This is a genomic window from Allorhizobium sp. Av2, from assembly GCF_021462805.2.
Taxonomy (GTDB): Bacteria; Pseudomonadota; Alphaproteobacteria; order Rhizobiales; family Rhizobiaceae; genus Allorhizobium; species Allorhizobium vitis_G.
Window position 1 is genome coordinate 1110907 of the sequence record NZ_CP192696.1, and the last position, 26381, is coordinate 1137287.

General features: G+C 58.6%; 28 protein-coding genes. 15 read left to right on the forward strand and 13 right to left on the reverse strand.

All coding sequences use genetic code 11. The features are described from left to right. Positions 1-42: 42 nt before the first annotated feature. Complete coding sequence (gene rnr / locus FS819_RS05285) at positions 43-2319, reverse strand: ribonuclease R (protein ID WP_234624902.1); 2277 nt, start codon at positions 2317-2319, stop codon at positions 43-45. Between the two features lie 98 nt (positions 2320-2417). Continuing rightward, positions 2418-5120 carry a type I DNA topoisomerase gene (gene topA, locus FS819_RS05290; protein WP_156550708.1) on the reverse strand — a complete coding sequence of 901 codons (2703 nt, stop codon included), beginning with the start codon at positions 5118-5120 and terminating at the stop codon, positions 2418-2420. Positions 5121-5370: 250 nt separating this feature from the next. Here topA and FS819_RS05295 point away from each other — a divergent pair, with 250 nt between their 5' ends. Further along, positions 5371-5577, forward strand: coding sequence for a hypothetical protein (locus FS819_RS05295; protein ID WP_070167204.1), 207 nt, complete (start codon positions 5371-5373; stop codon positions 5575-5577). 162 nt (positions 5578-5739) lie between these two features. Here the strand turns inward: FS819_RS05295 and dprA are convergent, their stop codons facing one another. From dprA to FS819_RS05315, 4 genes are read right to left on the reverse strand one after another with little or no spacing between them, the layout of a single operon-like run. Further along, positions 5740-6891, reverse strand: coding sequence for a DNA-processing protein DprA (dprA, locus tag FS819_RS05300; protein WP_156550707.1), 1152 nt, complete (start codon positions 6889-6891; stop codon positions 5740-5742). 6 nt (positions 6892-6897) lie between these two features. Then, the gene (gene plsY, locus FS819_RS05305; RefSeq protein WP_070150376.1) at positions 6898-7527 is read right to left on the reverse strand and encodes a glycerol-3-phosphate 1-O-acyltransferase PlsY; all 630 of its coding nucleotides are present in this window, start codon (positions 7525-7527) and stop codon (positions 6898-6900) included. Between the two features lie 17 nt (positions 7528-7544). Next, the gene (locus FS819_RS05310) at positions 7545-8837 is read right to left on the reverse strand and encodes a dihydroorotase (protein WP_156550706.1); all 1293 of its coding nucleotides are present in this window, start codon (positions 8835-8837) and stop codon (positions 7545-7547) included. Further along, positions 8834-9790 carry an aspartate carbamoyltransferase catalytic subunit gene (locus FS819_RS05315; protein ID WP_060715742.1) on the reverse strand — a complete coding sequence of 319 codons (957 nt, stop codon included), beginning with the start codon at positions 9788-9790 and terminating at the stop codon, positions 8834-8836. Before FS819_RS05315 ends, FS819_RS05310 begins: the two co-directional genes overlap by 4 nt. A 307-nt stretch (positions 9791-10097) precedes the next feature. Here FS819_RS05315 and FS819_RS05320 point away from each other — a divergent pair, with 307 nt between their 5' ends. The 4 genes from FS819_RS05320 (at position 10098) to FS819_RS05335 (ending at position 12895) form a co-directional block, all read left to right on the forward strand. Beyond that, positions 10098-11741, forward strand: coding sequence for an acyl-CoA dehydrogenase family protein (locus FS819_RS05320; protein ID WP_015915688.1), 1644 nt, complete (start codon positions 10098-10100; stop codon positions 11739-11741). A gap of 60 nt (positions 11742-11801) precedes the next feature. Next, positions 11802-12230 (forward strand): GNAT family N-acetyltransferase, encoded by a 429-nt coding sequence (locus FS819_RS05325; protein ID WP_156550705.1) that lies wholly within the window; start codon positions 11802-11804, stop codon positions 12228-12230. Between the two features lie 132 nt (positions 12231-12362). Continuing rightward, entirely contained in the window at positions 12363-12578 is a 216-nt protein-coding gene (locus FS819_RS05330; protein ID WP_156550704.1) for a hypothetical protein, read from the forward strand. Beyond that, on the forward strand, positions 12575-12895 hold the full coding sequence (locus FS819_RS05335; protein WP_070150373.1) for a DUF6105 family protein: 321 nt from the start codon (positions 12575-12577) through the stop codon (positions 12893-12895). The genes FS819_RS05330 and FS819_RS05335 overlap by 4 nt, the downstream gene beginning before the upstream one ends. Here FS819_RS05335 and ruvX read toward each other — a convergent pair. After that, positions 12850-13326, reverse strand: a complete 477-nt coding sequence (ruvX, locus tag FS819_RS05340; RefSeq protein ID WP_156550703.1) for a Holliday junction resolvase RuvX — start codon at positions 13324-13326, stop codon at positions 12850-12852. The two genes, FS819_RS05335 and ruvX, sit on opposite strands and share 46 nt — an antisense overlap. 144 nt (positions 13327-13470) lie before the next feature. On the opposite strand from ruvX, the gene FS819_RS05345 reads away from it, so the two are divergent. The 5 genes from FS819_RS05345 (at position 13471) to FS819_RS05365 (ending at position 17299) form a co-directional block, all read left to right on the forward strand. After that, positions 13471-14175, forward strand: coding sequence for a metal-dependent hydrolase (locus tag FS819_RS05345; protein WP_156550702.1), 705 nt, complete (start codon positions 13471-13473; stop codon positions 14173-14175). Between the two features lie 184 nt (positions 14176-14359). Beyond that, complete coding sequence (gatC, locus tag FS819_RS05350; protein ID WP_015915693.1) at positions 14360-14647, forward strand: Asp-tRNA(Asn)/Glu-tRNA(Gln) amidotransferase subunit GatC; 288 nt, start codon at positions 14360-14362, stop codon at positions 14645-14647. 71 nt (positions 14648-14718) lie between these two features. Further along, on the forward strand, positions 14719-16200 hold the full coding sequence (gatA, locus tag FS819_RS05355; RefSeq protein WP_156550701.1) for an Asp-tRNA(Asn)/Glu-tRNA(Gln) amidotransferase subunit GatA: 1482 nt from the start codon (positions 14719-14721) through the stop codon (positions 16198-16200). Next, a complete protein-coding gene (locus tag FS819_RS05360) occupies positions 16151-16684 on the forward strand; it encodes a GNAT family N-acetyltransferase (RefSeq protein WP_156550700.1) in 534 nt (177 codons plus the stop codon). The genes gatA and FS819_RS05360 overlap by 50 nt, the downstream gene beginning before the upstream one ends. A gap of 96 nt (positions 16685-16780) precedes the next feature. After that, positions 16781-17299, forward strand: coding sequence for a GNAT family N-acetyltransferase (locus tag FS819_RS05365; RefSeq protein WP_156550699.1), 519 nt, complete (start codon positions 16781-16783; stop codon positions 17297-17299). Between the two features lie 12 nt (positions 17300-17311). Here the strand turns inward: FS819_RS05365 and FS819_RS05370 are convergent, their stop codons facing one another. The 3 genes from FS819_RS05370 to FS819_RS05380 are packed head-to-tail and all read right to left on the reverse strand — an operon-like array spanning position 17312 to position 19833. Continuing rightward, positions 17312-18754: an ArnT family glycosyltransferase gene (locus tag FS819_RS05370; protein WP_156550698.1), complete on the reverse strand. Its 1443-nt coding sequence runs from the start codon at positions 18752-18754 to the stop codon at positions 17312-17314. Positions 18755-18767: 13 nt separating this feature from the next. Continuing rightward, positions 18768-19091 (reverse strand): lipid-A-disaccharide synthase N-terminal domain-containing protein, encoded by a 324-nt coding sequence (locus FS819_RS05375; RefSeq protein ID WP_060715729.1) that lies wholly within the window; start codon positions 19089-19091, stop codon positions 18768-18770. Continuing rightward, positions 19084-19833, reverse strand: coding sequence for a glycosyltransferase family 2 protein (locus FS819_RS05380; protein ID WP_156550697.1), 750 nt, complete (start codon positions 19831-19833; stop codon positions 19084-19086). The genes FS819_RS05375 and FS819_RS05380 overlap by 8 nt, the downstream gene beginning before the upstream one ends. Positions 19834-20182: 349 nt before the next feature. On the opposite strand from FS819_RS05380, the gene gatB reads away from it, so the two are divergent. The 5 genes from gatB to FS819_RS05405 all read left to right on the forward strand — a co-directional run bounded on the left by gatB (position 20183) and on the right by FS819_RS05405 (position 23854). Beyond that, complete coding sequence (gatB, locus tag FS819_RS05385) at positions 20183-21685, forward strand: Asp-tRNA(Asn)/Glu-tRNA(Gln) amidotransferase subunit GatB (protein WP_015915700.1); 1503 nt, start codon at positions 20183-20185, stop codon at positions 21683-21685. Between the two features lie 6 nt (positions 21686-21691). Then, positions 21692-22210 carry a GNAT family N-acetyltransferase gene (locus tag FS819_RS05390; RefSeq protein WP_156629835.1) on the forward strand — a complete coding sequence of 173 codons (519 nt, stop codon included), beginning with the start codon at positions 21692-21694 and terminating at the stop codon, positions 22208-22210. 39 nt (positions 22211-22249) lie between these two features. Next, complete coding sequence (locus tag FS819_RS05395; protein WP_156550695.1) at positions 22250-22711, forward strand: GNAT family N-acetyltransferase; 462 nt, start codon at positions 22250-22252, stop codon at positions 22709-22711. 100 nt (positions 22712-22811) lie between these two features. Then, on the forward strand, positions 22812-23210 hold the full coding sequence (locus tag FS819_RS05400) for an NADH:ubiquinone oxidoreductase subunit NDUFA12 (RefSeq protein WP_015915703.1): 399 nt from the start codon (positions 22812-22814) through the stop codon (positions 23208-23210). A 251-nt stretch (positions 23211-23461) separates the two neighbouring features. Beyond that, positions 23462-23854 (forward strand): DUF2155 domain-containing protein, encoded by a 393-nt coding sequence (locus FS819_RS05405; RefSeq protein ID WP_234624901.1) that lies wholly within the window; start codon positions 23462-23464, stop codon positions 23852-23854. Positions 23855-23881: 27 nt separating this feature from the next. Here the strand turns inward: FS819_RS05405 and aat are convergent, their stop codons facing one another. From aat to accB, 3 genes are read right to left on the reverse strand one after another with little or no spacing between them, the layout of a single operon-like run. Next, positions 23882-24520, reverse strand: coding sequence for a leucyl/phenylalanyl-tRNA--protein transferase (aat, locus tag FS819_RS05410; RefSeq protein ID WP_156550694.1), 639 nt, complete (start codon positions 24518-24520; stop codon positions 23882-23884). A 9-nt stretch (positions 24521-24529) separates the two neighbouring features. Beyond that, positions 24530-25882 (reverse strand): acetyl-CoA carboxylase biotin carboxylase subunit, encoded by a 1353-nt coding sequence (accC, locus tag FS819_RS05415; RefSeq protein ID WP_015915706.1) that lies wholly within the window; start codon positions 25880-25882, stop codon positions 24530-24532. Positions 25883-25886: 4 nt separating this feature from the next. Further along, positions 25887-26375: an acetyl-CoA carboxylase biotin carboxyl carrier protein gene (gene accB / locus FS819_RS05420; protein WP_015915707.1), complete on the reverse strand. Its 489-nt coding sequence runs from the start codon at positions 26373-26375 to the stop codon at positions 25887-25889. Positions 26376-26381: the final 6 nt, after the last annotated feature.

The following is a 26381-nucleotide window of genomic DNA, read 5'->3' on the forward strand; positions in this document are numbered from 1 at the left end:
CTTCGTATACCAAGCCCAGATATACGAACTCGGCGCGCGGTTTCAACGCCTGCCGCGCGGTGGTCTGGTTCCCGGTGTCTTGCCGGGGCCGGGTCGGCCGCGCCGCGTCGCTTTGTGGAAGGAACGGATGCCGGTCGGCATTTTCTTGCCTTCGCTGAGGATTTCAAACCGCAAGGCACCGGCCAGCGGCACGGCTTCCACCAGCTTGACGCTGACGCTGTCGCCCAATTGATAGCCAAGCCCGGTCTTTTCGCCGGTCAGTGCCTGATGTGCTTCATCGTAGATGAAATAGTCGCGGCCAAGCGTTGAGACCGGAATGAAGCCATCGGCGCCATATTGCGGCAGGGAGATAAACAGGCCGGATTTGGTGACGCCGGAAACCTGCCCGTCGAATTCATCACCGATCCGCGTTGCCAGGTGGTGGGCAATCAGCCGGTTGATCGTGTCGCGCTCGGCTGCCATGGCGCGGCGCTCAAAGGTGGAGATTTCGGCGGCGACATCGGCCAGCGCCGCTTCTTCATCGGATGTAATGCCGCCTTCGCCAAGCCCCAGCGTGCCAACCAGCGCCCGGTGCACGATCAGGTCGGCGTAGCGGCGGATGGGGGATGTGAAATGCGCGTATTTCAAAAGGTTCAAGCCGAAATGGCCGATATTCTCGGGGCTATAGACCGCCTGGCTCTGCGAACGCAGCACCATTTCGTTGACGATGGTCTGGTGGGGCGTGTCCTGCGCCTTGGCGAGGATGCCATTGAACGAATTGGAGCGCAGATTGCCGCCCTTGGCCAGTGAAAAGCCGATGGTGGCCAGAAACTCACGCAGCACTTCCTGCTTGGCCAATGTCGGGGTGTCGTGGATACGGTAGACCAGCGGCTGCTTTTTCTTCTCCAGCGTCTCGGCGGCGGCCACATTGGCCTGGATCATCATTTCCTCGATCAGCTTATGGGCGTCCAGCCGTTCGGGTACGAAGACCCGATCCACCGTGCCATCGGCTTTGAGGATGATCTTGCGCTCCGGCATGTCCAGTTCCAGCGGCTGGCGGCGGTCGCGGCCACGCTTCAGGATCGCATAGGCCGCCCAGAGCGGTTTCAGGATCGGCTCCAGCAACGGCCCGGCCTTGTCGTCCGGGTTGCCGTCAATGGCGGCCTGCGCCTGTTGGTAGGACAATTTGGCCGCACTCTTCATCATGATGCGATGAAATGTATGACCCGCCTTGCGCCCTTCATGGGAAAACACCATGCGCACGGCCAGTGCTGGCCGGTCAACGCCCTCGCGCAGCGAGCAGAGATCGTTGGAAATCCGCTCCGGCAGCATCGGCACGACCCGGTCGGGGAAATACACCGAATTGCCGCGCTTCAGCGCCTCGCGATCCAGCGCCGACTTACTGCGGATATAATAGGAGACATCGGCAATCGCCACGGTAACGATCACGCCGCCCGGATTGTCGGGTGAGGGGTCCGGCTCGGCATGAACAGCGTCGTCATGGTCCTTGGCGTCATGCGGGTCGATGGTGACCAGCGGCAAGCTGCGCCAATCCTCCCGATGGGCCATGCTGGCTGGTTTGGCGGCATCGGCCTCGTCCAGCACCGATTGCGGGAAAATATGCGGGATGCCATGGGCGTGGATGGCGATCATCGAGATCGCTTTTTCCGAGGCCACCGAGCCGATCACCGACAGCACCTTGGCGCGGGCAAGACCCAGACGGCTGGAGAGCCGACCGACTTCCACCTCGACCAGATCGCCGTCGCGGGCGTCGCCAACATCTGGCGCTTCGATGACCATTTCCTCGCCGCGCCGCTCGATTGGCATCAGCCTGCCGCCGGTATCCCCGGCCATTTCGCGGTAAACGCCCAAAAGCGCGCCGCGCCGCTTGTCGATCACTTTGATGATCCGCGCGGTATAGGCGGGACCGATATGGTCCTTGGAGGGGAAAATCTTCGCCAGAACCCGGTCGCCAAGCCCGCCGACAGGCGTCTTGCCCTTGGCGCGGTCCGCGCTCGACTGGCGGATGGAGACGGCAGGGGCAGCGCCCAGTTCATCCGGCCATTCTGCGGGACGCCCGATCAGGTCGCCATCCTTGTCACGGGTGGTGATGTCGAGAACAGTCACGGGCGGCAGCGCACCGGGGCGGCTCAGCGACTTGCGGTTCTTGTTGACCAGCCCGTCTTCTTCCAAAGCCCGCAGGGCTTCCTTCAATTCGATCCGAGCCTCGCCTTTCAGGCCGAAAGCCTTGGCAATTTCGCGCTTGGAGGCCCGGTCGGGATTGTCGGTAATGAACTGCATCAGGATCTCGCGGGGCGGCACCGCCCCGTGGATGATCACCGTTTCATTCTTATCCGCTGCCTTTTTCGCCGCAAGCTCCGCCTTCCGCGTTCTGTTGGTGAGGCTGCGGGTGTCGGGTCGCGGGGCTTTGCTCAAGGTCAGGCTTTCTCTGGTTTCGCGGCGGGCTTTGCCTTGGGCTTTGTCGCCTTCGGCTTGGCGGCTGCTTTCTTTGGTTTGGCGTCGGCGGCGTCATCCGCATCGGCCTTGGCAGCTTTCGCAGGCGCCTTCTTTGCGCTGGCGGATTTGGCGGCAGGTTTCGCCTTGGTCTTGCCGCTGCCTTCCTTGGCGGCGCGCTCAACGATCAGGGCAATCGCCTCTTCCATGGTTACGGCTTGCGGGTCCATGCCTTTGGGAATGGTCGCGTTGATCTTACCCCAATTCACGTAGGGACCATAGCGGCCATCGCGCACGGTAATCGCGCCGCCATCGGGATGATCGCCGATCTCCTTCAGGGCGGCAGGTGCTGCGCGGCCACGGCCACCGGGGTTCGCCTGCTTTTCCGCCAGAACGGTGACAGCACGGTTGAGGCCGATGGTCAGCACGTCCTCGATACCGTCGAGATTGGCATAGGTGCCATCATGCAGCACGAAAGGTCCGTAGCGGCCAAGCCCGGCCGTCATCATCTTGCCGGTTTCCGGGTGAAGGCCGACTTCACGTGGCAGCGACAGCAGTGATAGCGCCTTGTCGAAATCTACATCGGTCGGCGACCAGCCCTTGGGGAGCGACGAGCGCTTAGCTTCCTTGCCATCGCCCCGCTGGACGTAAGGGCCGAAACGGCCCGAACGCAGCGTGATCTGTTCGCCGGTTGCGGGATCTTCACCCAGTGCTTTCGGTTCATTGCCGACGGCTTCCGCTTCTGTGCTGCCATCGGCGGACAATTGGCGGGTAAAGTTGCATTCGGGATAATTGGAGCAACCGACGAAGGCGCCGTATTTACCAAGCTTCAGCGAAAGATTGCCGGTGCCACAAACCTGGCAGATGCGCGGGTCCGAGCCGTCTTCGCGCTTCGGGAACACCAGCGGGGCTAGCGCCTCATTCAGCGCGTCGAGCACGTTGGTGACGCGTAATTCCTTGGTGCCTTCGATCTGGGCAAAGAAATTCTGCCAGAATTCGCGCAGCACGTCTTTCCAGTTCAGCTCACCGGCAGAAATCTTGTCGAGCTTTTCTTCAAGATCGGCGGTGAAATCATATTCGACATAGCGGGTGAAGAAGCTTTCCAGGAATGCCGTCACCAAACGGCCCTTGGCTTCGGGGATCAGCTTGCGCTTGTCGATAACAACATATTCGCGGTCGCTGAGTGTCTTCAGCGTCGCGGCATAGGTGGAAGGCCGGCCAATGCCAAGCTCTTCCATCTTCTTGATCAGGGTCGCTTCCGAATAGCGCGGTGGCGGCTCGGTGAAATGCTGGGTGGCATTGACCTTTTGCTTGGCCAGCGCCTCACGGGCGTTGATCTCCGGCAGGCGGCCATCTTCATCATCATCGTCGTCGCTCTTTTCACCTTCTTCGCGGTGATCAGTATAGGCGGCGATAAAGCCGTCAAACCGGATGACCGAGCCAACGGCGCGCAGACCGGCTTTTTCACCGGCGTTGTCGGCGAGGATTTCAGCGGTAGTCCGCTCGATTTCGGCAGAGGCCATCTGGCTGGCAATGCCGCGCTTCCAGACCAGATCGTACAGACGCAACTGGTCGGCATCAAGATAGCGGCGGACCTGATCCGGCGTCCGGTTAAAATCGGTCGGACGGATGGCTTCATGCGCTTCCTGGGCGTTTTTCGCCTTGGTGGAATAGAAACGCGGCTTTTCCGGCATATAGCGCGGGCCGAATTGCTCGGTAATCGCGGAGCGGGCGGCCTCAATGGCTTCCGGTGCCATCTGCACGCCATCGGTACGCATATAGGTGATCAGACCGACGGTCTCGCCGCCGATATCGACACCTTCATAAAGTTTCTGCGCCACCTGCATGGTGCGCGAGGCGGAGAAGCCGAGCTTGGAGGACGCGGCCTGTTGCAATGTAGAGGTTGTAAATGGCGGCGATGGGTTGCGCTTGACGGGCTTTGCCTCAATCGATTCCACCACATAGTTGGCGCCGTCGAGCAGGTCTTTCAGCCGGTTGGCCATTTCGCCATTGCCGACGCTGCGCGCTTGCAAGCGCTTGCCATCGGCAGACACCAGGCGGGCAAGGAATTCATCGCCGCGTGGGGTTTTCAGAAGCGCTGACAGGTTCCAGTATTCTTCCGAGACGAAGCGTTCAATCTCGTTTTCCCGGTCGCAAACCAGCCGCAGGGCTACCGATTGCACGCGGCCTGCCGAGCGGGCGCCGGGCAGCTTGCGCCACAGGACGGGCGAAAGGTTAAAGCCAACCAGATAGTCCATGGCACGGCGCGCCAGATAGGCATCGACCAGATCGCCATCGATATCACGCGGGGCAGCCATGGCGTCGAGCACGGCCTTCTTGGTGATGGCGTTGAAAACCACGCGCTTCACCGGCTTGTCGCCGATCACCTTCTTCTTTTTCAAGAGATCCAGCACATGCCAGGAAATCGCTTCACCCTCACGATCCGGGTCAGTTGCGAGAAACAAGGCGTCGGCCCCCTTCATCGCATCGGCAATGTCCTTCATGCGTTTGGCAGAGGCGGTGTCCACTTCCCATAGCATTTCGAAATCCTGATCCGGCAGGACCGAGCCGTCCTTGGCAGGCAGGTCGCGGACATGGCCGAAGGAGGCGAGCACCTTATATCCCGGTCCGAGATACTTGTTGATCGTCTTGGCTTTGGCAGGGGATTCGACAACGACTACATTCATTCTGTTTCTCTGAACATGGCCCCGTTTGTTGCATATGGCGTCGATTCTGGCGAGGGTTCAAGCATCGATGGTTCGACATGGACAGGGATTGCGCCGGGGTCAAGTCCCCTCATGCATTTTATCCATTACACGCTTGCACAACCGAAAGTTTATAAAAATGGTATTGCAATCATAAATCATTTCTGTATCCTATGTTGCATAGGTAGCAAATATACATATTCAGGTTGTATTTCCACGACGGGAACACGTAATGACGGGCAGTGGCGCAGCGGAACTTCATAGCCGGGAAAGCATAGCCTATGTGCGCCAGATGCTGGGCGAATTACGGCTGGTTGCCGAAAAGGAGGGGGCACAGATGCTTTGCTACCTGATCGAGATGGCCTTTGAAGAGGCCGGCGACCTTCAACGCCGCCATAAAGCGCCGAGAATGATCTCAAACACCAAAAGATCGCTTTGAAAATCTTTGGTTTTGTCTTGTTCTGATAGAGCCAGAGTACGCGACACAGACGTTTTCAGTTGTGCCTCCCCCCATCTGCCGTGCCAGGCAGATTGTCGCGTCCATTGCTTTCGCTGATCTTTTTGGGCGACCCGGTTTCGACTTTTCCAAAGGCAGCCTTGTTTAATCCAGCGGTGCAATCGAAACCAGGCCACCGGGATGACGGTGCAGGCGACCGGCAATATCCAGTTCCAGCATCACCAGATAGACGGCAGACGGCGGCAATTGGGTGTGGCGAATGATATCATCGACTTCGACCGGCGTTATGCCCAACGCATCGATGATCCGGCTGCGATCCTGTTCTCCGGGTGGCTGGTTGAAGGTCTCGCTTTCTTCATAGACCGGTTCTTCCACCTGCGGCTGGGAAAACAAGTCAATACTGCTGAGCGGGGATAGCGCCTCGAGAATATCCCGGGCCTCGGTGGTGATCGTCGCACCGTTTTTCAACAGCCCATTGGTTCCATGACAGCGCGGATCGAGCGGCGAGCCCGGCACGGCAAACACCAGTCGTCCGAAATCGGCGGCCAGCCGTGCGGTAATCAGTGAGCCGGAGCGGCTGGCGGCTTCGATGACTACAACCCCAAGTGAGGTTCCGGCAATCAGCCGGTTGCGTCTTGGAAAGTCACGGGCGCGGGGCTCCCAGCCAAATGGCATTTCGCTGATCGCCACACCCTTGCCATCCCAGATGTCTTTCAAGAGATCGACATTCTCAGGCGGATAGGGCCGGTCGAGTCCGCCTGCCAATGCGGCCATCGTGCCGGTGTCCAGGCTTGCTCGATGCGCGCCCGCATCGATGCCGCGCGCAAGTCCCGAGGTGATGGTGTAGCCGGTTGTACCGCAATCGCGCGCCAGCAGTGATGCCATTTTCACGCCGCTGATCGAGGCATTGCGTGAGCCGACGATGCCGATCGAGGGGCGGATAGCGGTGCTGCCAGAGCCTTTCATCGCCAGAAGCGGTGGTGCCGCGTCGATCTGGCGCAGCGCGGGGGGATAGTCCGGTTCGCCGATCCCGACGAATCGCGCCCCGAATTTGCGGGCAAAGTCCAGCTCGCGTTCGGCCTCGGCAATCGTGGCGATGCGGATGGAGCGAGTGGCGCCGCCGCGCTGCGACAATTCGGGCAGCATGTCCAAGGCGCGTTCGGCAGTGCCGAAATTGTTGATCAGGTCGCGAAAGGTGGCCGGGCCAACATTGTCGGAACGTATCAACCTCAGCCAGGCGGTTCTTTGTTTTTCCGTCAGGGCGATCCCCGAGCGTCCAGAACCGCCTGCCGACATTGTGTTCTATCCTTTTTTACCGATCTTGCTCTCGGTGCCTGAAATAAGTCTTTCAATATTTGCCTTGTGCTTGCCCCAGGTGATCACAGTCATGGCCGACGTGATCATGGCAGCTTCCGGCTGACCGAGTATCCACAATGCAACCGGAATGACAAGGGTTGCAACCAGTGCTGATAGCGAGGAATAGCGGCTGAGGAAAGCAATCGATAGCCAGACGATGGCAAAGACCAGTACCATCAACGGAAAAATGCCGAGCAATGTGCCGATATAGGTGGCCACGCCCTTGCCGCCCTTGAAACCAAGCCAGACCGGGAAAAGGTGGCCGATAAAAGCAGCAAAGCCGCCAAGCAGGCCCGGCAGATGCACCGTATCGGAGCCGAACAGTTTCTGGGCGATCAGCGCCGCAGCCGTTGCTTTCAGCGCGTCGAGCAGCAGGGTGGCAGCCGCTAGCTTTTTATTGCCAGTGCGCAGAACATTGGTGGCGCCGATATTGCCGGAACCGATATTGCGCACATCGCCCAGGCCCGCCATCCGGGTCAGGATCAGTCCGAAAGGGATGGAGCCGAGCAGATAGCCGATCGCCAGCGAGGCGATAAGGGCTGTGATCGTCACCTGGCTATAATCGAGGCTGGGCATGGCCGGCTCCTATACGTTCAAAACAGAGAAAACACCGGACGGCCCGCCACATAGGTGGCGACAGCGCGGCCGGAGAAGCGGGCGTCTTCAAAGGGTGTATTCTTGGAGCGCGACAACAGCGTCTCCTTGGCAACCAACCATGGCTCGTCCAGATCGATGAGCACGATATCGGCCTTTGCGCCCGGCTTCAATGTGCCGGCATCCAGCCCGAAAATTTCGGCAGGCCGGGTGGACATCGCATCGATCAGCCGCATCAGCGGCACCTGACCGGCATGATGCAGCCTGAGAGCTGCTGCCAGCACGGTTTCCAGACCAACCGCGCCATCGGCAGCATCGGCAAATGGCAGGCGCTTGGTATCGACATCCTGCGGATCATGGGCTGAAACGATGATGTCGATATCGCCGCTTGCCAAGGCCTCGACCATCGCTACCCGATCATCCTCGGCCCGCAGCGGCGGGGCCAGCTTGAAGAAGGTCCGGTATTCACCGATATCGTTTTCGTTCAGCGACAGATTGTTGATGGAAATACCGCAGGTGACGTTTGCGCCGCGTGCGCGGGCAAGTTTGATGGCCTCCACCGAGCCGGGCACCGAAATCTTGGCGGCATGATATTTTGCCCGCGTTAGCCCGGCGATACGCAGGTCGCGTTCCAGCGGAATGATTTCGGCTTCCTTCGGCACGCCGGACAAGCCCAGCCAACTGGCAAACAGGCCTTCGTTCATCACGCCATTGCCGAGATATTTTTCGTGCAGTTCCAGCGAAATCACCGCGCCGAATTCCCGCGCATAGGTCATCGCCCGGCGCAGCACCAGCGTATCGTCCAGCCCATGGCGGCCATTGGTGAAGCAGACCGCGCCCGCCTGTTGCAACAGGCCGAATTCGGTCATTTCCTCGCCGCGCAACCGACGGGTCAGGGCCGCGGCCGGATAGATATTGACCGGCGATTTTTCCCGCGCCGCGTTCTTGATGAATTCCACCAGGGCGATGTCGTCGATGACAGGATCGGTATCCGGCATCATCACGAAGGAGGTTACGCCGCCAGCCGCTGCGGCCTTGCCAGCGGAAGCCAGTGTTTCGCGGTGTTCGCCGCCGGGTTCGCCGACAAACACCTGCGCATCCACCAGACCCGGTGCGGCCACCAGTCCTTTGCAGTCTCTGACCTCGGCACCCTCGGGTGCTCCCTGATTTCGGGCATCCGCACCGGCGGCCAGAATGCGGCCATCGGCACCGACGATAATGCTGCCAACCTCATCCAGCGAACGGGACGGATCGATAATGCGGGCATTGTTGAAGACAAGCGGCTTGTTCATGCGCCAACTCCTTCGCTACGCGGGCCGTTATTGTCAGAGATCAGCAGCGATTCCATCACGGCCATGCGTACGGCGACGCCCATCTCGACCTGGCTTTCGATGACGCTTTGCGGCCCATCGGCCACATCGGAGGCGATTTCCACTCCTCGGTTCATCGGGCCGGGATGCATGACCAGGGCGTCTTCCTTGGCGGCTTTCAGCTTTTCAGCATCAAGCCCGTAGAAGTGGAAATATTCGCGGATCGATGGGACAAACGACCCTGCCATGCGCTCGCGCTGCAAGCGCAGCATCATCACGACATCGGCGCCCTTCAGGCCTTCCTTCATATCGTGGAAGACTTCGACACTCATATCGGCAATGCCCGATGGCAGCAGCGTGGCGGGCGCCACGACCCTGACCCGCGCGCCCATGGCATTGAGCAGGAGAATATTGGAACGGGCCACGCGCGAATGCAGCACGTCGCCGCAGATCGCGACGATGATCCGCGACAGCTTGCCCTTGGCGCGCCGGATGGTCAGCGCGTCGAGCAGCGCCTGGGTTGGATGTTCATGTTGGCCATCGCCGGCATTGATCACCGCGCAGGCGACCTTTTGCGACAGAAGCGCTGCCGCACCGGCTGAGGCATGGCGCACGACCAGCACGTCCGGGTGCATGGCGTTCAGCGTCATCGCCGTATCGATCAGCGTTTCGCCTTTCTTGACCGACGAATTACCGACCGACATGTTCATCACATCGGCACCGAGCCGCTTGCCCGCCAGCTCGAAGGATGACTGGGTGCGGGTGGACGCCTCGAAAAACAGGTTGATCTGGGTCAGACCGCGCAGGGTCGAGGTCTTTTTTTCACGCTGGCGGCTGATTTTTACCGCTTCGTCAGCTTTATCGAGCAGATAGGTAATATCGGTTTCGGTAAGGCCCTTGATGCCAATCAGATGGCGATGGGGAAAGAAGACCATGCGCATGTTCTCCTAGAGTTCGTCAGGGAAAAATGGAGCCCGATTTTCCGACAGGACAAACGACAACGAAAGGCTTTGAAGTCTCTCGGCTTGTAATGAAAGCATGAGACTCCGAAGGGGTCGCGCGGTCTATAAAGACTGCGATGATCAGGAGCAAGCCTGCTTGAGACGTGCAAGCCTTTGTCCCCCGTTTTGGTCGGTTGGCCCGCCCCATGCTGTCGCAAATCTGCGCAAACGTGTTAAAGACCATCGACAAAGATCGATTTGCGGCATTGCTGTAAGACTAAAGATAAAAATTGGAACGCGGATGAGCCGTACGGAAGACAAATTGCTGGAACTCAATCAGCCAAGGCCCTGGTCCGGCGTGAACGCCTTTCGCACCGATCCGCTGGTGGTCGATATTACCAATGGCCTCAGCCGCAACCTGCGCGATGAATATGATACGCTTGGCCGCTATGTGACCTCGCATGAGGCGCAGGAACTGGCCCGCATGGCCAACCACAATCCGCCGGAACTGCGCACCCACGGGCCGCGCGGCGAGCGGCTTGACGTGGTGGAGTTTCATCCGGCCTGGCATGCGCTGATGCGCCGTTCCATGGCAACCGGCCTGCATTCCTCCGTCTGGGAAAATTTAGCTGATGCACGCGGTCAGGACCACAAGGCCCGCGCCGTGCGATTCTATCTCACCGCCCAGCTCGAATGCGGCCATCTCTGCCCGCTGACCATGACCAGCGCCTCGGTTGCTGCCCTGATGGGCTCGCCCCGGGTGCAGAAGGAATGGGCGCCAAAAATTCTGTCGCGCAAATATGACAGTTCCAACCGCCCCGCCATGCAGAAATCCGCCATCACCATTGGCATGGGCATGACGGAGAAACAGGGCGGCACCGATGTACGCGCCAATATTTCCACCGCCACACGGGTGGGCGAGGGGATCTACCGGCTCTCCGGCCACAAATGGTTCATGTCGGCACCGATGAGCGATGGGTTCGTGATGCTGGCGCAGATGCCTGAGGGCGTCGGCTGTTTTCTGGTGCCGCGCCTGTTGGAAGACGGTTCGGCCAACGGCTTGCAGTTCCAGCGGCTGAAGGACAAGATCGGCAACCGGTCGAATGCCTCCTCCGAGGTCGAATTTACCGATGCCTTCGGCTTCCTGCTGGGCGAGCAGGGCGGCGGCATCCGCACCATTCTGGAAATGGTGACTTTGACCCGGCTGGATTGCGCATTGGCTTCGGCTGGCATCATGCGCGCTTCGATGGCGGAGGCTGTGCACCATGTGCGGGGCCGCTCCGTATTCGGCAAAAAGCTGGTGGACCAGCCGATCATGACCCGCGTTCTGGCCGATATGGCGCTGGATGTGGCGGCGGCAACGGCGCTGTCCTTCCGGCTGGCCGAGGCCTTCGACCGTGCGCGTGATAATCCCGCCGACGCAGCTTACGCACGGGTGATGACGCCGGTGGTGAAATACTGGGTCTGCAAGATGGCACCGCCGCTGATCTATGAAGCGATGGAATGCATCGGCGGCAGCGGCTATGTCGAAGAACGCGCCATTGCCCGTCATTACCGCGAGGCCCCTGTTAACGCCATCTGGGAAGGCTCCGGCAATGTCATGGCGCTGGACGTGTTGCGCGTGCTGGCCCGTGGCAAAGACCTGTTCGAAATGGTATTTGCCGAGCTTGAGCGCGATCTTGGTCCGTCAGGCCGCAAGACCGTCGAAGTGCTGCGGGCCGCCATGGCGCTCTGCGAACGCGACGAGGGCGCGGCGCGTTTGTTGGTCGAACAAATGGCACTCGCCGCCGCCGCCGCCGAACTTTACCGCATGGGTGCAGGCAAGATTGCTGATGCCTTTCTTGAGACACGCCTGACAGGCGGCTGGCGAAATACCTACGGCGTGCTGGATGCGCGGTTCGACAGCCGGTATCTGATCGATTTGCTGTATCCGGCGGTAGATTGAGACGCGGTTTCGGAACTCAGTTTTTAGAAAGCTTGATACCCTCAAGGAGGTGGCGTCATCATGCGGGTGCCCCGTATTGAAATCGTCGAGGATAACGTTACGTCGCAGCAGAAGGCGTCAATTCTCGATGCTTTGCTGACCTACAATAATGCGATGGCTCAGCACGCTTTCTATGTCGAATTCGCGATTCTTTTGCGGGACCCGGAGAGCGGGGATGTTATCGGCGGATTATATGGTCTGACGGATCACGGATGGAGTTTTGTAAAGCTTTTGATCGTCCCTGAGGCCTATCGGGGATTGGGTCTTGGCCGACGCCTGATGGAAGAAGCAGAGGCGATTGCCCGCCGCCACGAAAGCGAAGGGATCTGGCTGGAGACCTTCGATTTTCAGGCCCGTCCGTTCTATGAAAAGCTCGGATTTCAGCTATTCGGCGAACTTGAGGCGGGCGAAAAAGCCCATGGACAATATTTTCTGAAAAAGCGCTTTTGAGATTAGATTTCCGTTCGCAATAAATCTATCCACAGCCCCACCTCCAAAAATTAACCTTAATAAAAGGTTTACGTTGTGCGGCATTCATTAACCGTTAACTCTGCTGGTAAATGCAACCAATAGGGGCGGGTAATGATGACTGGCCTTCGGAAATCTGTGGCACTGGGCGTCATGATGGCGTTTTTTGCCGTTTTGGCATTGGATATTGCGGTGCCGGCATTGGTGCTGTCTGTCATGGCGGCGATCAATTGGCTGGTGCTGAAGGCGCCGGATGATCTTTTCGACCATCTCCTGCCGCGTCAATCCGTCTCTGCCCAATACCTCTCGACCAAGGGGAGGCTGGCATGAAATATTTGCTGATTTTCTGGGCCGGGCCAATCCTGCTTTTGGGAAGCTGGTATTATCTGTCGCTCAACGACATGAGCTTCGGTTTTTTCATGCTGACCCGCCAGACCCATGATCTGGTCTTTACCATCTATGGCAATGTTCTGGGCATCGCGCCGGAAAGCATTCCGCCGCTGGTCATGCGTGCCATCGTCGTCGATAGCACTGTTCTGTTCAGCTTGGTGGCTTTTCGCCGCCGCAAGCAGATTGCTGCCTGGTGGAAAGCGCGTCAGCTTCAGAGCGTCGATGCAAGGCCAGACAGCCTGTCCAGCGCCCCTTGAAGAATGAAGCTGGCGGCGGCCGAATCAATCCGTTCGGCGCGCTTGGCCCGCGACACGTCCATTTCCAGCAGCGCCCGCGTTGCCGCAACCGTCGATAGCCGCTCATCCCAGTAGACGAAGGGAATTTCGGTCTTCTCGGCCATGGCGCGCACAAAGGCGCGGGTGGCCTGAACACGGGGCCCGGAAGAGCCATCCATGTTGATTGGCAGGCCGATGACGAAGGCCGCGACTTTTTCCTTCGCGGCAAAGGCCAGTAGAACCTCAGCGTCTTTGGTAAATTTCGTCCTTTTGATCACTGTGCGCGGCGAGGCAAAGCGGCGCCCGAGATCCGACATGGCAAGACCGATGGTCTTGGTGCCGAGATCAAGCCCTGCCACGGCCTGACCTGGTTGCAGGCTTTGCGCCAGTTCTTCGATTTCCAGGGTCGCCATAACTGTTTCTCAAACTGTGAATAGTGTGTTCATTCCAAACCGTGGGGATACTGGGATATCCTCGTGGTTTGGCCTTTTCTTGCGCTGCTTATGCCATATGTCTTGGCGGGCAAACCATTTTCATTCATCCATAGAGGATATTCCATGAAACTCACCTGGCTCGGCCATTCGGCCTTTCGTCTCGAAACCGCCAAGGCCACCATTCTGATCGACCCGTTCCTGACCCATAATGCCAGCTTTTCCGGGTTGGATATCAAGGATATGACCAAGGGCGTTACGCATATTCTTCTGACCCACGGTCATGGCGACCATGTCGGCGATACGGTGGCGATTGCCAAGGATACCGACGCAACCGTGCTGGCCAATGCCGATCTCGCCGCCTGGCTTGGCGCCAAGGGTGTGTCCAAAATCGAGATGGGCAATACAGGCGGGACGATCGATCTCGGCGGCTTTACCGCGACCTTTACCAATGCACTGCATTCCTCCGCGCAGATCACCGAGGATGGCGTGTCGCATGCGCTCGGCAATGCCAATGGGTTGATGCTGCATTTCCAGGATGAAGCGTCCCTGCTGCATATGGGCGATACCGATATTTTCTCGGATATGGCGCTGATCAACGAGCTGCATCAGCCTGATATCGGCATCGTACCGATTGGTGACCGTTTCACCATGGGCGGTGCGGTTGCCGCACTCGCCTGCCAGCGATTCTTCAACTTTAAGACCGCTATTCCCGCCCATTACGGCACCTTCCCGATCATCGACCAGACCCCGGAAAAATTCATCGGCGGCATGGAAGGATCGAAAACTGAGGTCAAGGCACCCAAGCCGGGCGAAACGCTGTCGCTTTGAAATGATGCCCTGTTAAAAATCTCAACTTTCACCCCTGGATCAGTCATTCTCGGGGTGAAAAATCTGGGCCAGAGGCGAAAATTCGAGATCGGGGGTGAAAATTCGAGGGTGGTAAAAACCTGCCCGTTGCGCGGGCGCGGTTCGGCGATTATAGCGGGTCTGATAATCGATCTGGAGAATGCCGATGTCCGTTGATCTCGCCACTGTCAAGCGTGTTGCCAAGCTTGCCCGTATTGCTCTGCCCGAAGACGAGGCCGAGCGGGTCATGGGGGAGTTGAATGGCATTCTCGGCTTTGTCGAGCAATTGTCGGAAGTGAATGTCGATGGCGTCGAGCCGATGACGTCGGTGATGCCAATGGCGATGCGCAAGCGCAAGGACGCCGTCACCGATGGTGGCAAGGCCGATGACATCGTTGCCAATGCGCCGGAAACCGACCGCCATTTCTTCCTGGTGCCCAAGGTTGTCGAATAAGCCGGTGCGATTATCCACCAAGCCATCGATGCCCTCGACGCAGCCGCGCCAACTATAAAGTGACCGTATTCATGAGCGAACTCACCAGCCTCACCATTGCCGAAGCCCGCGAAAAGCTGGTTTCCAAGGATATCACCGCCATCGAGTTGACCGATGCCTATCTGGGCGCCATCGAGGCTGCCAATGGTGCCATCAATGCCTATGTGACGGTGACGCCGGAGATCGCCCGCGACATGGCCAAGGCGTCGGATGCGCGGCTGGCCAGCGGCAAGGCTGGCGCGCTGGAAGGCATTCCGCTCGGCGTCAAGGACCTGTTCGCCACCCGCGACGTCCATACCCAGGCCTGCTCGAACATTCTCGACGGCTTCAAGCCGAAATACGAATCGACCGTTACCCAGAACCTCTGGAATGAGGGCGCGGTGATGTTGGGCAAGCTGAACATGGACGAATTCGCCATGGGCTCGTCCAACGAAAACTCCTTCTATGGCCCGGTGGTAAACCCATGGCGGGCCACGGGATCTGAGGAAAAGCTGGTGCCGGGCGGCTCATCCGGTGGCTCGGCGGCAGCTGTCGCCGCACGGCTCTGCGCTGGTGCTACTGCCTCCGATACCGGCGGCTCAATCCGCCAGCCGGCTGCCTTCACTGGCACTGTCGGAATCAAGCCCACTTACGGCCGCTGCTCGCGTTGGGGCATTGTTGCCTATGCCTCGTCGCTTGATCAGGCCGGGCCAATTGCCCGCGATGTGCGCGATGCCGCGATCCTGCTCAAATCCATGGCCAGCATAGACGAGAAGGACACGACCTCGGTCGATCTGCTCGCTCCAAACTATGAGGCGGCCATCGGCCAGTCCGTCAAGGGCATGAAGATCGGCATTCCCCGGGAGTACCGCGTCGATGGCATGCCTGAGGAAATCGAGGCCCTCTGGCAGAAGGGCATGGCCTGGCTGAAGGAGGCCGGTGCCGAGATTGTCGATATTTCCCTGCCGCATACCAAATACGCATTGCCAGCTTATTATATCGTCGCCTCAGCCGAAGCCTCATCCAACCTCGCGCGCTATGATGGCGTGCGCTACGGCTTGCGCGTTGATGGCAAGGATATTGCCGACATGTATGAAAAGAGCCGTGCGGCAGGCTTCGGCAAGGAAGTGCAGCGCCGTATCCTGATGGGCACCTATGTGCTCTCAGCTGGCTATTACGACGCCTACTATCTGCGCGCCCAGAAAGTTCGCACGCTGATCAAGCGCGATTTCGAACAGGTGTTTGCCGCAGGGGTCGATGCGATCCTGACGCCGATCACACCATCCTCGGCCTTTGCCATTGGCGACAAGGACATGGCTGCCGATCCGGTGAAGATGTATCTGAACGATATCTTCTCGGTAACGCTGAACATGGCGGGTCTGCCGGGCCTTTCGGTTCCCGCTGGCCTGGACGCCAAGGGACTGCCACTTGGCCTGCAACTGATCGGCAGGCCCTTCGAGGAAGAAACTCTTTTCAAGACCGCTCATGTCATCGAACAGGCTGCCGGAAAGTTCACACCCGCTCAATGGTGGTAAGCCATTGATCCTGAGGCCGATGGAGGAGGCTGACCGGCAGATGGTCGGCCACATCGGCTGGGACAGCTGGCGCTCCACCGGGCCGCTGGATCGCGCCATGACCGATCCGGCTATTGCGCAAAAGGTCAAGGAAGCGTTTTTGCGCTTCCCCTTCGGGCCTGCGCTGGATGTCATTGTTGCCGAGATCGAAGGCGCGATTGCCGGTTGGGGCGCGCGTGAGGCGCAACAGGACGTGATTTCCGATATCTGGATCTCGCCGGACCATCAGCGGCGTGGCATTGGCCGGTCTTTGGTGTTGCATTTTTGCGAGACCATGCGCCGCGAAGGGGTAAAGCAGGCCCGAATTTCCACCCATCAGAATAATTTTGCGGCCCAGGCCCTTTATAAAAGCTGCGGATTTGAGACCGTCTGGCAAGGTATGGAGCGCGACGCGGTCATGGAATTGGAAATTCCCAAGGTCCGGCTGCGGCGACGGCTTTACTGAACCGCGCCCTCAGCAAAGTGTTCATAAAACCTTAACGCCACTGGCGCTGTTGCATTCCTGGTGATCTACTCAACCGATCATCCAGGTGAGGAGCCGATGTCGACGATTCGCAGTGCGCATTCCGACGAAGCAGGGATTTTGGCCGATATCGGCTTTCGCGCCTGGGAACAGGCGATGATTCCCGTCGGCGAAACGCGGACGATGGTCGATACTGCCCGCAGCGCATTTATCAATTTCGCCCGCTCGAACCTGATTACCATGTCCGTGGTCGAACATGCAGGCCACCCCGTTGGCTGGGCGGCGCGCGAAAATCTCGATGATAAGATCTCCGATTTCTGGATCGATCCCGATTACCAGCGGCGCGGCTATAGCAGGACGCTGCTCGCCTCCATCGAGGAGGATATCCTTCACTTGGGCTTTGAGGAAGCGCATCTGGAAACTCATGCGCGCAACCGTCAGGCCGTCGGTTTTTTCGAACACCACGGATATAGCGTCCACTGGCTTTCGGTGGTCTATAATCCGAAGCTGGACCGGGATGTGGAGACGGTCGGTATGTCGAAGCGTCTCGTTGAAAAACGCAGCTTTACCTATGGCCCCGGCGGCGGATTTGAGTAGGACGCAAGGGGGTTATGTCAGCTGGTTGGTCAGGCAGCTGGCGGAAATCGCGTAGGCTTTCAGCTTGCGTCCCATGAGATAGCCATCCTTGGGCGTCAGGTCCGCCACAGGATCGACCACCGCGCCGTGGCAGGTGACATTGGCTCCGGTCACATACAGCACGGTTTCCGTGCCGAGCGCCGAGGTCAGCGGAAATTCCTGCTCATAGTAATTGCGCGGAAAACCACCGATGGTCCGGGCCTTGATGGCGAAGGGTTCGTCGCGCAGCGTGTGAAACAGATCGGCAAGAATATCGCGGTTATCAGCGACGATGGTGGCTGTGCCGGTCCTCGCGGCCGTCGTGGCAATCGCCCAGCTCAGATCGGTTCGTCCCAGATAGCGGGCCAGCACCGATTGGCCTTTTGGTGTCGTGACGTGCTGAGGAAAAGCCGTCAGCAACGGAAAGGCTATGGCGATGATGCCATTGATCGCCAGCGAGATCTTCAGCGCCCGAGGCGAGGACTGGAGAAGATACCAGACCGCCAGCATGGTGCCTGCTGCGTAAGCGGTGGCTGCCCAATTGGCATAGGCACGCGACATCAAGGCCTGGAAAACGATGGCGAGAATGATTGGCCAGGACAGGATGAACAGATGTTTTTCGGTCGTGGAGGCACGCCCCCGCAGCAGCCGGTAAAACACGATCAGCAGGGCGGCAAACAACACCGGTCCGACCACGCCGAACTGACTGCCGAGAAACTCTGCTGCCTTGCCGATCTTGAAGTTCAGCCCGTGCCAATCGGCATTTTCCGACGTGTGTTTCAGCGTCGCGCCGCCATGGGTGCTGTTCCACCAGATATTCGGAGCGATAACCACGATTGCCGCGAAGATGGCAAGCACGGTGTCTCGCAGCGCAATGCGCGCTTTGGGCAGGGCGATGGCGGCAATGATTGCGGTCGCGGCGAAATACAGCATCGCATATTTCGAAAGGGTGCCGCAGCCGATGGCGATGCCCATCAAAACCGCATAGCCAGCCGAGCGTCGCTCGATCAGATGCGAATAACATAGCAGCGTCAGCGCCAGGAAGGGAAACAGGATCGTGTCGGTGGACATGAACACCGATGACAGCGCCACGCCCGGCAGGGTCGCATAGCTCAGTCCTGTCCACAGCCCGGCCTTTTCAGAACCGGTCAGCCTGGACGTCGCCGGGATCAGCAGCAGCGCCGTTGCCATATGGAACAGCGGGCTTGCCACACGGACCCAGAAAATATCCTGACTGCCACCGATCAGCGTGAACAGATGGATCACCCAAGCGATCATCGGCGGCTTGGAATAATAGCCGAAGTCGAGATGGGTCGACCACAGCCAGTATTGCGCTTCATCCACAAACAGGTCGGTGCCGTCGAAATGCAGCATCACGATCCGGTAGAGCGTGATGGCAAGAATGAGGAAGACGCTGGTGGTTAGGGTGATGCGCATCGGGGCCGCCGGTTTATGATTTGGATTCGGAGGGCAGATCGGTCTTGCGGCCCTGATGCAGCAGCATCAGGTTGCGGATATAGACGATGATGCCAAGCCCTTGGCCAAGCATGATGATCGGCTCGCCACGGTGAATGCCATAGGCCAGCAGCATGATACCCCCGATCACCGAAAACCACCAGAAGGCGGCGGGTATCACGGAGCGTTTCTGCTTTTCAGACACCAGCCACTGGATGATGAACCGTAGCGAAAACATCAATTGGGCAATCACCCCCAGCGCCAGCCAGATCAGATCGTTGGTGTCGTGGATTTTGAAATAGGCGAGAAGATCATTCATGAGATGACGGTCCGATATCCTGCGGGCGCACGGTCTTGCGGCGTTTGATCAACCAGCTGACGCCGATCAGGTCATGAATGCCGACCAGCGCGCGCTGAAGATTGTTGTAATTGGAGGTTCCGGCATGGCGGTGCCGGTGGCCGACATCCACATGCGCCACCCGCCAGCCATAGGCGGAAAACAGTGCCGGCAGGTAGCGGTGCATGTGATTGAAAAACGGCAGGTCCAGAAATGCATCGCGCCGAAAGGCTTTCAGGCCGCAGCCGGTGTCGCGGGTGTTGTCCTGCAGGATGCTCTGGCGGATGCCATTGGCCAGACGCGAGGCGATCTTCTTCGACAAAGTGTCCTGCCGCTTGGCGCGCTGCCCGGCGACCAGGCCCAGATCGGGAGCGGTGTTATCGCCCAAAAGCGGAGCGACGAGCCGGGGGATTTCCGAGGGCGGGTTCTGGCCGTCGCCATCCATGGTGCAGATGATCGGCGCACGCGCCGCGTTGACGCCCGAATGGATCGCTGCCGATTGACCGCCGGAGACTGGATGATGCAGCACGCGCACCCATGGCTTGAGGCTGGCTGCTTGCCTTAGCCGGGCAAGCGTGGCGTCCGTCGATCCGTCATCCACGAAAATCGCCTCGAAATTCTCGCCCTGACAGGCCGTTTCGATCTCGCCGATCAGCAGGTCGATATTATCCGCCTCATTCTTCATAGGGACGACAACGGCAAAGCGGGGCAATTGGGCGGTCATGTCTGTTTCCAAGGGCTGTTCTCCGCCGCCCCCATAGCCTGTTTTCCAAGGCGCGTCATCCGCCTTGAAAGGCTGTTACGGCTGCTTTGCCCTGCATTTTGCGAGCAATTGCTAATTTTGCCACGTCATCCGCTTTTTTCAGTGGTGCCAGGCCGTTCCTTGACGGCTGAGGGCGCTGCGCCGTCTTGCGCCTTGCGCGCATTTGTTTTAACCGGGAAGGTGAAAATCACCTGTCGGAGCATTGCTGTTTTTTCCAGATCGCCGACCGCTCCGGCTTCTTTATGTTTGTGCAATTCCTCAGGCGAAATCTCTCGTGGTTTTTCCGGAATTGGTCTGAAAAGAGCATGTCATGACCCTTGTCGATACGCGCACCCCCGACCCGAAACGCCTGATTCCCGGCGCCACCGGCGATTGGGAAATCGTTATCGGCATGGAAGTTCATGCCCAGGTCTTGAGCCAGTCCAAGCTGTTTTCCGGGGCCTCAACCACATTCGGCAATGCACCGAACGACAACGTCTCCTTGGTCGATGCGGCCATGCCCGGCATGTTGCCCGTTATCAACGAGGAATGCGTTCGCCAGGCGGTGCGCACCGGTCTCGGCCTGAAGGCAAAAATCAACAAGCGTTCGATTTTTGACCGCAAGAACTATTTCTATCCCGACCTGCCGCAGGGCTATCAGATCTCGCAGTTCAAGGACCCGATTGTCGGCGAAGGCAAGATCATCATTTCGCTTGGGCCTGATCGTCAGGGGAATTTCGAGGATATCGAAATCGGCATCGAGCGTCTGCATCTGGAGCAGGATGCCGGCAAGTCGATGCATGACCAGCATCCGACCATGTCCTATGTCGATCTGAACCGCTCCGGCGTGGCGCTGATGGAAATCGTGTCCAAGCCGGACATGCGCTCTTCCGACGAAGCCAAGGCCTATATGACCAAGCTACGCTCCATCGTGCGCTATCTCGGCACCTGCGACGGCAATATGGACGAAGGCTCGATGCGCGCCGACGTCAATGTCTCGGTGCGCAAGCCGGGCGGCGAATTCGGCACGCGCTGCGAAATCAAGAACGTCAACTCCATCCGCTTCATCGGTCAGGCCATCGAGTATGAAGCTCGTCGCCAGATCGCTATTCTGGAGGATGGCGGCTCGATTGATCAGGAAACCCGGCTGTTTGATCCGGGCAAGGGCGAGACCCGCTCGATGCGCTCCAAGGAAGACGCGCATGATTATCGCTATTTCCCCGATCCCGACCTGCTGCCGCTGGAGTTCGATGATGCCTTCGTGCAGGCCTTGAAGAAGGATCTGCCGGAATTGCCCGACGACAAGAAGGCGCGTTTTGTCGCCTCCCTGGGCCTTTCCGTCTACGATGCTTCGGTGCTGGTGTCTGAAAAGGCGATTGCCGACTATTACGAAGCCGTGGCCGCCGGTCGCGATGGCAAGATTGCCGCCAACTGGGTGATCAACGACTTGCTGGGTGCCTTGAACAAAGCCGGCAAAGGCATTGAAGAGACTCCGGTTTCACCCGCCCAACTCGGTGGTATCATCGATCTGATCAAGGCGGAGACCATTTCCGGCAAGATCGCCAAGGACTTGTTTGAAATCGTCTTCAACGAGGGCGGTGATCCCGCCGATATCGTTGAAAGCCGGGGCATGAAACAGGTGACCGACACCGGCGCCATCGAAAAGGCTGTGGACGAGATTATCGCCGCCAATCCCGATCAGGTCGCCAAGGTGCTGGCCAAGCCGACCCTGGCCGGCTGGTTTGTCGGTCAGGTGATGAAGGCGACCGGTGGCAAGGCCAATCCGCAGGCGGTGCAGGCGCTGGTCAAGGCCAAGCTGGGCCTGGAGGAGTAAAGTCCGATGTTCTTCATCCGCACCGCCAATGACCGGGATCTGGAAAAGGTGCGGGTGCTGCTGGGGGAAACCTGGCATGCCACCTATGACAGTCTCTATGGCGTGGCCAAGGTGCAGAAGATCATCGATACCTGGCATTCGGCTGCCGCGCTGAAAGCCAGGCTGGCGAAAAAGGGCGGCGAATTTCTGGTGGCTGACGATGGCAAGCGCCTCGGCGGCATGGGGTTTGCTGCCATGGCGGATAATATGGTCAAGACCGCCATTCTGCATCAGCTTTATGTCCACCCGAGTTTTCACCGCCAGGGCATTGGCACTGATATTCTGGCCGAACTGGAAACCTGCTTTCCGGACGCCGAGATCCTGCGGCTGGACGTGGAGCCCAAAAATACTGGTGCCGTGACTTTTTACACCACTCACGGCTTCGTGGAGGTTGATCGCACCCAAAATTGCGGGGCAGCGGGCAGCGGCATCGAAGGCTTGGTCATGGAAAAACCATTGGTCAATGTCTTATCTGGGCCGTTCTAGGTCGTTTATACCTGTCAGCCCGAAACGTTCAGGATCATCATGCTCCCCTTGATTATTCGTCCGGCGCAAGAAAATGATATTGTCGCCATTGTAGCGCTATTTGCCGCTGACGATCTTGGTGGTCATGGCGATACCACTGACCCCGATGCCCTGCCGGACTATCTTGCTGCCTTTTGGCGCATCGCCGCGTCGAGCAATGAGATCCTATATGTGGCGGAACGAGATGGCGTTGTGGTTGGCACCTTCCAAACCATGGTCACCACGACCCTCACCGGTCGTGGTTCCTCTTCGATGATCGTGGAGGCCGTTCAGACACGGGCCGACTGCCGGGGGCAGGGGATTGGTGCGCAGATGATCGAGTTTTGCCTGGATCGAGCAAGGGCTGAAGGTCTGCGCCTAGTGCAGTTGTCTTCGAACGCAGTGAGGCTCGACGCGCATCGATTTTACGAGCGGTTGGGCTTTAGCAAGAGCCATTTCGGCTTCAAGTTCAAGCTGAAATGAACAGGGCTTTGACCCGAATCTCTGGACAAGCGCTCGTCAAGGCGTCATAAGCAAATCATCATTGAAAGCCGCCGGACCGTGGCGGAGCCGAGGAAAAGACATGAAGCAGCTTTTGTTGCAGATTTTCACCTGGTGGAGTGGCCAGACCGTCGGAACCCGTTTCTTCACCTGGCGTGAAGGCAAGCGCGTTGGCGAAGACGAGGCAGGTAATGTCTACTATGAAGGCGGCATGAGCAGCTTCGGCCTGCAACGCCGCTGGGTGATTTACAACGGTTATGCCGATGCCTCTGCCATTCCGCCTGGCTGGCATGGCTGGATGCATCACCGCACCGACGTTCCGCCTACCAAGGACAATTACGTGCCACGGGAATGGGAAAAGCCGCATGAGGCAAACCTGACCGGCACCGCCAAAGCCTATCGTCCGCAGGGCTCTATTGCCGCGACCGGTGCTCGTCCGCGCGTCACCGGTGACTACGACGCCTGGACACCCGGCAATTAACAGAGACTTTGTGAGCGCATGACGGGTTACGCGTTGTGCGCTCTTCCGGTTTTGGCCACAAATTTCCGGTACATGGGTTTGTCAGCGCGTTCCTGCTGACATTTGTTTTGCGCGTAGGGCGGACGTGTCTGCAATTCGGATCACCGGTCCAATTGCTGGCGCATTTGAAAATTGGCCCATCTGAGCGACGACGGCCGGAAACGACAGGAATACGATCTGTGAAACAGACGAAAAGGGTGTTGAGAGCGGTTCTGGCAGCAACCAGCCTCACCGTAGCGTTCTCGATAACGGCCACTGTTCCAGCCGATGCCGCCCGCATTTCCAACGCCGTTGCTGTTTTTTCAGGATTGGACAAGATCACCGGGCGGATTACCGAATTCGACGTCTATATCAATGAGACAGTCCAGTTCGGTGCCTTGCAGGTGACGCCCAAGGCCTGTTATTCCCGCGATGAAACGGAGGCCCAGCATGTCGATGCCTTCGTGCAGGTCGAGGAAATTACCCTGGATCGCCGCATCCGCCAGATTTTTTCAGGCTGGATGTTTGCCGATAGCCCGGCACTGAATGCCATTGAGCACCCGATCTACGATGTCTGGTTGAAGGATTGCAAGCAGACCTCCGACGTGCCGAAGCCGGTAAAATAAGCCAAAAATCGGAATGTCGAAAACCGGCTATTCTGGGCTGATTTCTTCCGGCAGTAGAAATGGCACATTGGCCATGGTTACGGCCTCGTCCAGCATTTTGCTGTACTCGTCTTTTGCCACATCTATCGCTCCGAAGGTTTTCAGATGCTCGGTGGTGAACTGGGTATCGAGCAGCACGAAGCCCTGTGACCGCAGCCTGTCGACCAGATGCACAAGACAGATTTTCGATGCATTGGAACGGCGGGAAAACATGCTTTCGCCGAAGAAGGCCGCCCCCAGAGACACGCCGTAAAGGCCGCCGACCAGTTCATCGCCCTCAAAGGCTTCGACGCTATGGGCGTGGCCCATGTGAAACAGGGCTGTGTAGAGGTCGCGGATTGTCTGGTTGATCCATGTGCTGGGCCGGTCCGGCGCAGGCTCGGCGCATTTGTCCAGAACCGCCGCAAAAGCCGTATCGAAGCGGATATCAAACGGCTTTTGCCGGATAATCTTGGCCAGGCTTTTGGAATAGTGAAAACTGTCGAGGGGAATAATGCCCCGCAGGTCCGGCTCGACCCAGAACAGCTCCGGGTCGTCGCTGGATTCGGCCATGGGAAACAGGCCGATGGAATAGGCGCGCAGCAGGATGTCGGGTGTGATGCTTCTATCCTTACTGCGCCGACCCATTCTAAGTCCTTATTTCGTGGACGTCTTGGCCAGATAATGCTCCAGCCAATGGATGTCGTAATCGCCCTTGGCAATATCCGGATTGTTGATCAGATCCTGGAACAATGGCAGGGTCGTCTTGATCCCGTCAATGACGAATTCATCGAGAACCCGGCGCAGACGCATCATGCATTCTTCGCGGGTGCGGCCATGCACGATCAGCTTGCCGATCAAGCTATCATAGTAGGGCGGGATCTTGTAGCCAGCGTAAGCGCCGGAATCCACCCGCACCCCAAGTCCACCAGGAGCGTGAAAATGGGTGATTGTGCCAGGCGACGGCGTGAAGGTACGCGGGTCTTCGGCATTGATGCGGCATTCGATGGCATGGCCACGGAATTCCACTTCTTCCTGCGTCACGGAAAGCCCTGCGCCCGATGCAACGCGGATCTGTTCATAGACCAGATCGATGCCGGTAATGGCTTCCGTCACCGGATGCTCCACCTGCAGACGGGTGTTCATTTCGATGAAATAGAACTCGCCGTTTTCGTAGAGGAACTCGATCGTGCCAGCGCCGCGATATTTCAGCTTCTTCATGGCGTCGGCGCAGATCTGGCCGATCTTCATCCGCTGTTCCTGGGTCAGGGCAGGGGAATTGGCCTCTTCCCAGACCTTCTGGTGGCGGCGTTGAAGCGAGCAATCGCGTTCGCCCAGGTGAATGGCATTGCCTTCACCGTCGCCGAATACCTGGATTTCGATATGCCGAGGCGTACCGAGATATTTTTCCATATAAACGGCGTCGTTACCAAAAGCAGCTGCGGCTTCAGAACGGGCCGTGGAAACGGCTTCTTCCAGCTCTGCTTCGGTGTTTGCGACTTTCATGCCGCGTCCGCCGCCGCCAGCCGTTGCCTTGATCAGCACTGGAAAGCCGATTTCGCGGGCGATTTCCAGCGCAGTTTCCGGCTTTACTTCGCCAGCGGAACCGGGAACCACGGGAATGCCGAGGGATTTTGCGGTTTCCTTGGCGGTAATCTTGTCGCCCATCAGCCGGATATGATCGGCGGTCGGTCCGATGAAGGTAATGCCATGGGCATCAAGAATATCGGCGAATTTGGAATTCTCCGAGAGGAAGCCATAGCCGGGATGGACGGCGTCCGCCCCGGTGATTTCGCAGGCGGCAACGATCTGGTGGATGTTCAGATAGCTGTCACGCGAGGGCGGCGGGCCGATGCAGACGCTTTCGTCGGCGAGGCGCACATGCATGGCGTCGGCATCCGCGGTGGAATGCACGGCAACGGAGGCAATGCCAAGCTCCTTGCAGGCGCGCAGCACGCGAAGGGCGATTTCGCCGCGATTGGCGATGAGTATTTTTGAGATGACTGGCATCGGCTTACTCGATGATGACCATGGCTTCGCCATATTCGACCGGGCTTGCATCGTCGATGAGGATTTCGACGACCTTGCCGGAACGAGGCGAAGGGATCTGGTTCATTGTCTTCATGGCTTCGATGATCAGCAGCGTCTGGCCTTCCTTGACCGTCGAGCCGACTTCGATGAAGGGCTTGGAACCGGGGGCGGGGGACATATAGACCGTACCGACCATGGGAGCCGTTACGGCCTTGGACAGATCGCGGGCAGCAGGAGCCGCTACCGCGACCGGAGCAGGTGCTGCGGCAGGTGCTGGGGCACCATAAGGCGCGCCATACTGCATCTGCGGCATTGCCATCATCTGTGGAGCCACCATTTGCGGCGCGGCGCGGGAAACGCGAATTCTCAGCGCATCCTGTTCCACTTCGATCTCGCTCAGATCGGTCTCGTTCAAGATATTCGCCAGCTCGCGGATAAGCGCCTGATCGATGCCGGTTTTCTTCTCTGCCATGGAGGT

Bases quoted from the DNA above. Each gene is read 5' to 3' on its own strand.
- topA (WP_156550708.1), bottom strand. From the start codon at position 5,120: ATGAATGTAGTCGTTGTCGAATCCCCTGCCAAAGCCAAGACGATCAAC.
- FS819_RS05295 (WP_070167204.1), top strand. From the start codon at position 5,371: ATGACGGGCAGTGGCGCAGCGGAACTTCATAGCCGGGAAAGCATAGCC.
- dprA (WP_156550707.1), bottom strand. From the start codon at position 6,891: ATGTCGGCAGGCGGTTCTGGACGCTCGGGGATCGCCCTGACGGAAAAA.
- plsY (WP_070150376.1), bottom strand. From the start codon at position 7,527: ATGCCCAGCCTCGATTATAGCCAGGTGACGATCACAGCCCTTATCGCC.
- FS819_RS05310 (WP_156550706.1), bottom strand. From the start codon at position 8,837: ATGAACAAGCCGCTTGTCTTCAACAATGCCCGCATTATCGATCCGTCC.
- FS819_RS05315 (WP_060715742.1), bottom strand. From the start codon at position 9,790: ATGGTCTTCTTTCCCCATCGCCATCTGATTGGCATCAAGGGCCTTACC.
- FS819_RS05320 (WP_015915688.1), top strand. From the start codon at position 10,098: ATGAGCCGTACGGAAGACAAATTGCTGGAACTCAATCAGCCAAGGCCC.
- FS819_RS05325 (WP_156550705.1), top strand. From the start codon at position 11,802: ATGCGGGTGCCCCGTATTGAAATCGTCGAGGATAACGTTACGTCGCAG.
- FS819_RS05330 (WP_156550704.1), top strand. From the start codon at position 12,363: ATGATGACTGGCCTTCGGAAATCTGTGGCACTGGGCGTCATGATGGCG.
- FS819_RS05335 (WP_070150373.1), top strand. From the start codon at position 12,575: ATGAAATATTTGCTGATTTTCTGGGCCGGGCCAATCCTGCTTTTGGGA.
- ruvX (WP_156550703.1), bottom strand. From the start codon at position 13,326: ATGGCGACCCTGGAAATCGAAGAACTGGCGCAAAGCCTGCAACCAGGT.
- FS819_RS05345 (WP_156550702.1), top strand. From the start codon at position 13,471: ATGAAACTCACCTGGCTCGGCCATTCGGCCTTTCGTCTCGAAACCGCC.
- gatC (WP_015915693.1), top strand. From the start codon at position 14,360: ATGTCCGTTGATCTCGCCACTGTCAAGCGTGTTGCCAAGCTTGCCCGT.
- gatA (WP_156550701.1), top strand. From the start codon at position 14,719: ATGAGCGAACTCACCAGCCTCACCATTGCCGAAGCCCGCGAAAAGCTG.
- FS819_RS05360 (WP_156550700.1), top strand. From the start codon at position 16,151: ATGTCATCGAACAGGCTGCCGGAAAGTTCACACCCGCTCAATGGTGGT.
- FS819_RS05365 (WP_156550699.1), top strand. From the start codon at position 16,781: ATGTCGACGATTCGCAGTGCGCATTCCGACGAAGCAGGGATTTTGGCC.
- FS819_RS05370 (WP_156550698.1), bottom strand. From the start codon at position 18,754: ATGCGCATCACCCTAACCACCAGCGTCTTCCTCATTCTTGCCATCACG.
- FS819_RS05375 (WP_060715729.1), bottom strand. From the start codon at position 19,091: ATGAATGATCTTCTCGCCTATTTCAAAATCCACGACACCAACGATCTG.
- FS819_RS05380 (WP_156550697.1), bottom strand. From the start codon at position 19,833: ATGACCGCCCAATTGCCCCGCTTTGCCGTTGTCGTCCCTATGAAGAAT.
- gatB (WP_015915700.1), top strand. From the start codon at position 20,183: ATGACCCTTGTCGATACGCGCACCCCCGACCCGAAACGCCTGATTCCC.
- FS819_RS05390 (WP_156629835.1), top strand. From the start codon at position 21,692: ATGTTCTTCATCCGCACCGCCAATGACCGGGATCTGGAAAAGGTGCGG.
- FS819_RS05395 (WP_156550695.1), top strand. From the start codon at position 22,250: ATGCTCCCCTTGATTATTCGTCCGGCGCAAGAAAATGATATTGTCGCC.
- FS819_RS05400 (WP_015915703.1), top strand. From the start codon at position 22,812: ATGAAGCAGCTTTTGTTGCAGATTTTCACCTGGTGGAGTGGCCAGACC.
- aat (WP_156550694.1), bottom strand. From the start codon at position 24,520: ATGGGTCGGCGCAGTAAGGATAGAAGCATCACACCCGACATCCTGCTG.
- accC (WP_015915706.1), bottom strand. From the start codon at position 25,882: ATGCCAGTCATCTCAAAAATACTCATCGCCAATCGCGGCGAAATCGCC.
- accB (WP_015915707.1), bottom strand. From the start codon at position 26,375: ATGGCAGAGAAGAAAACCGGCATCGATCAGGCGCTTATCCGCGAGCTG.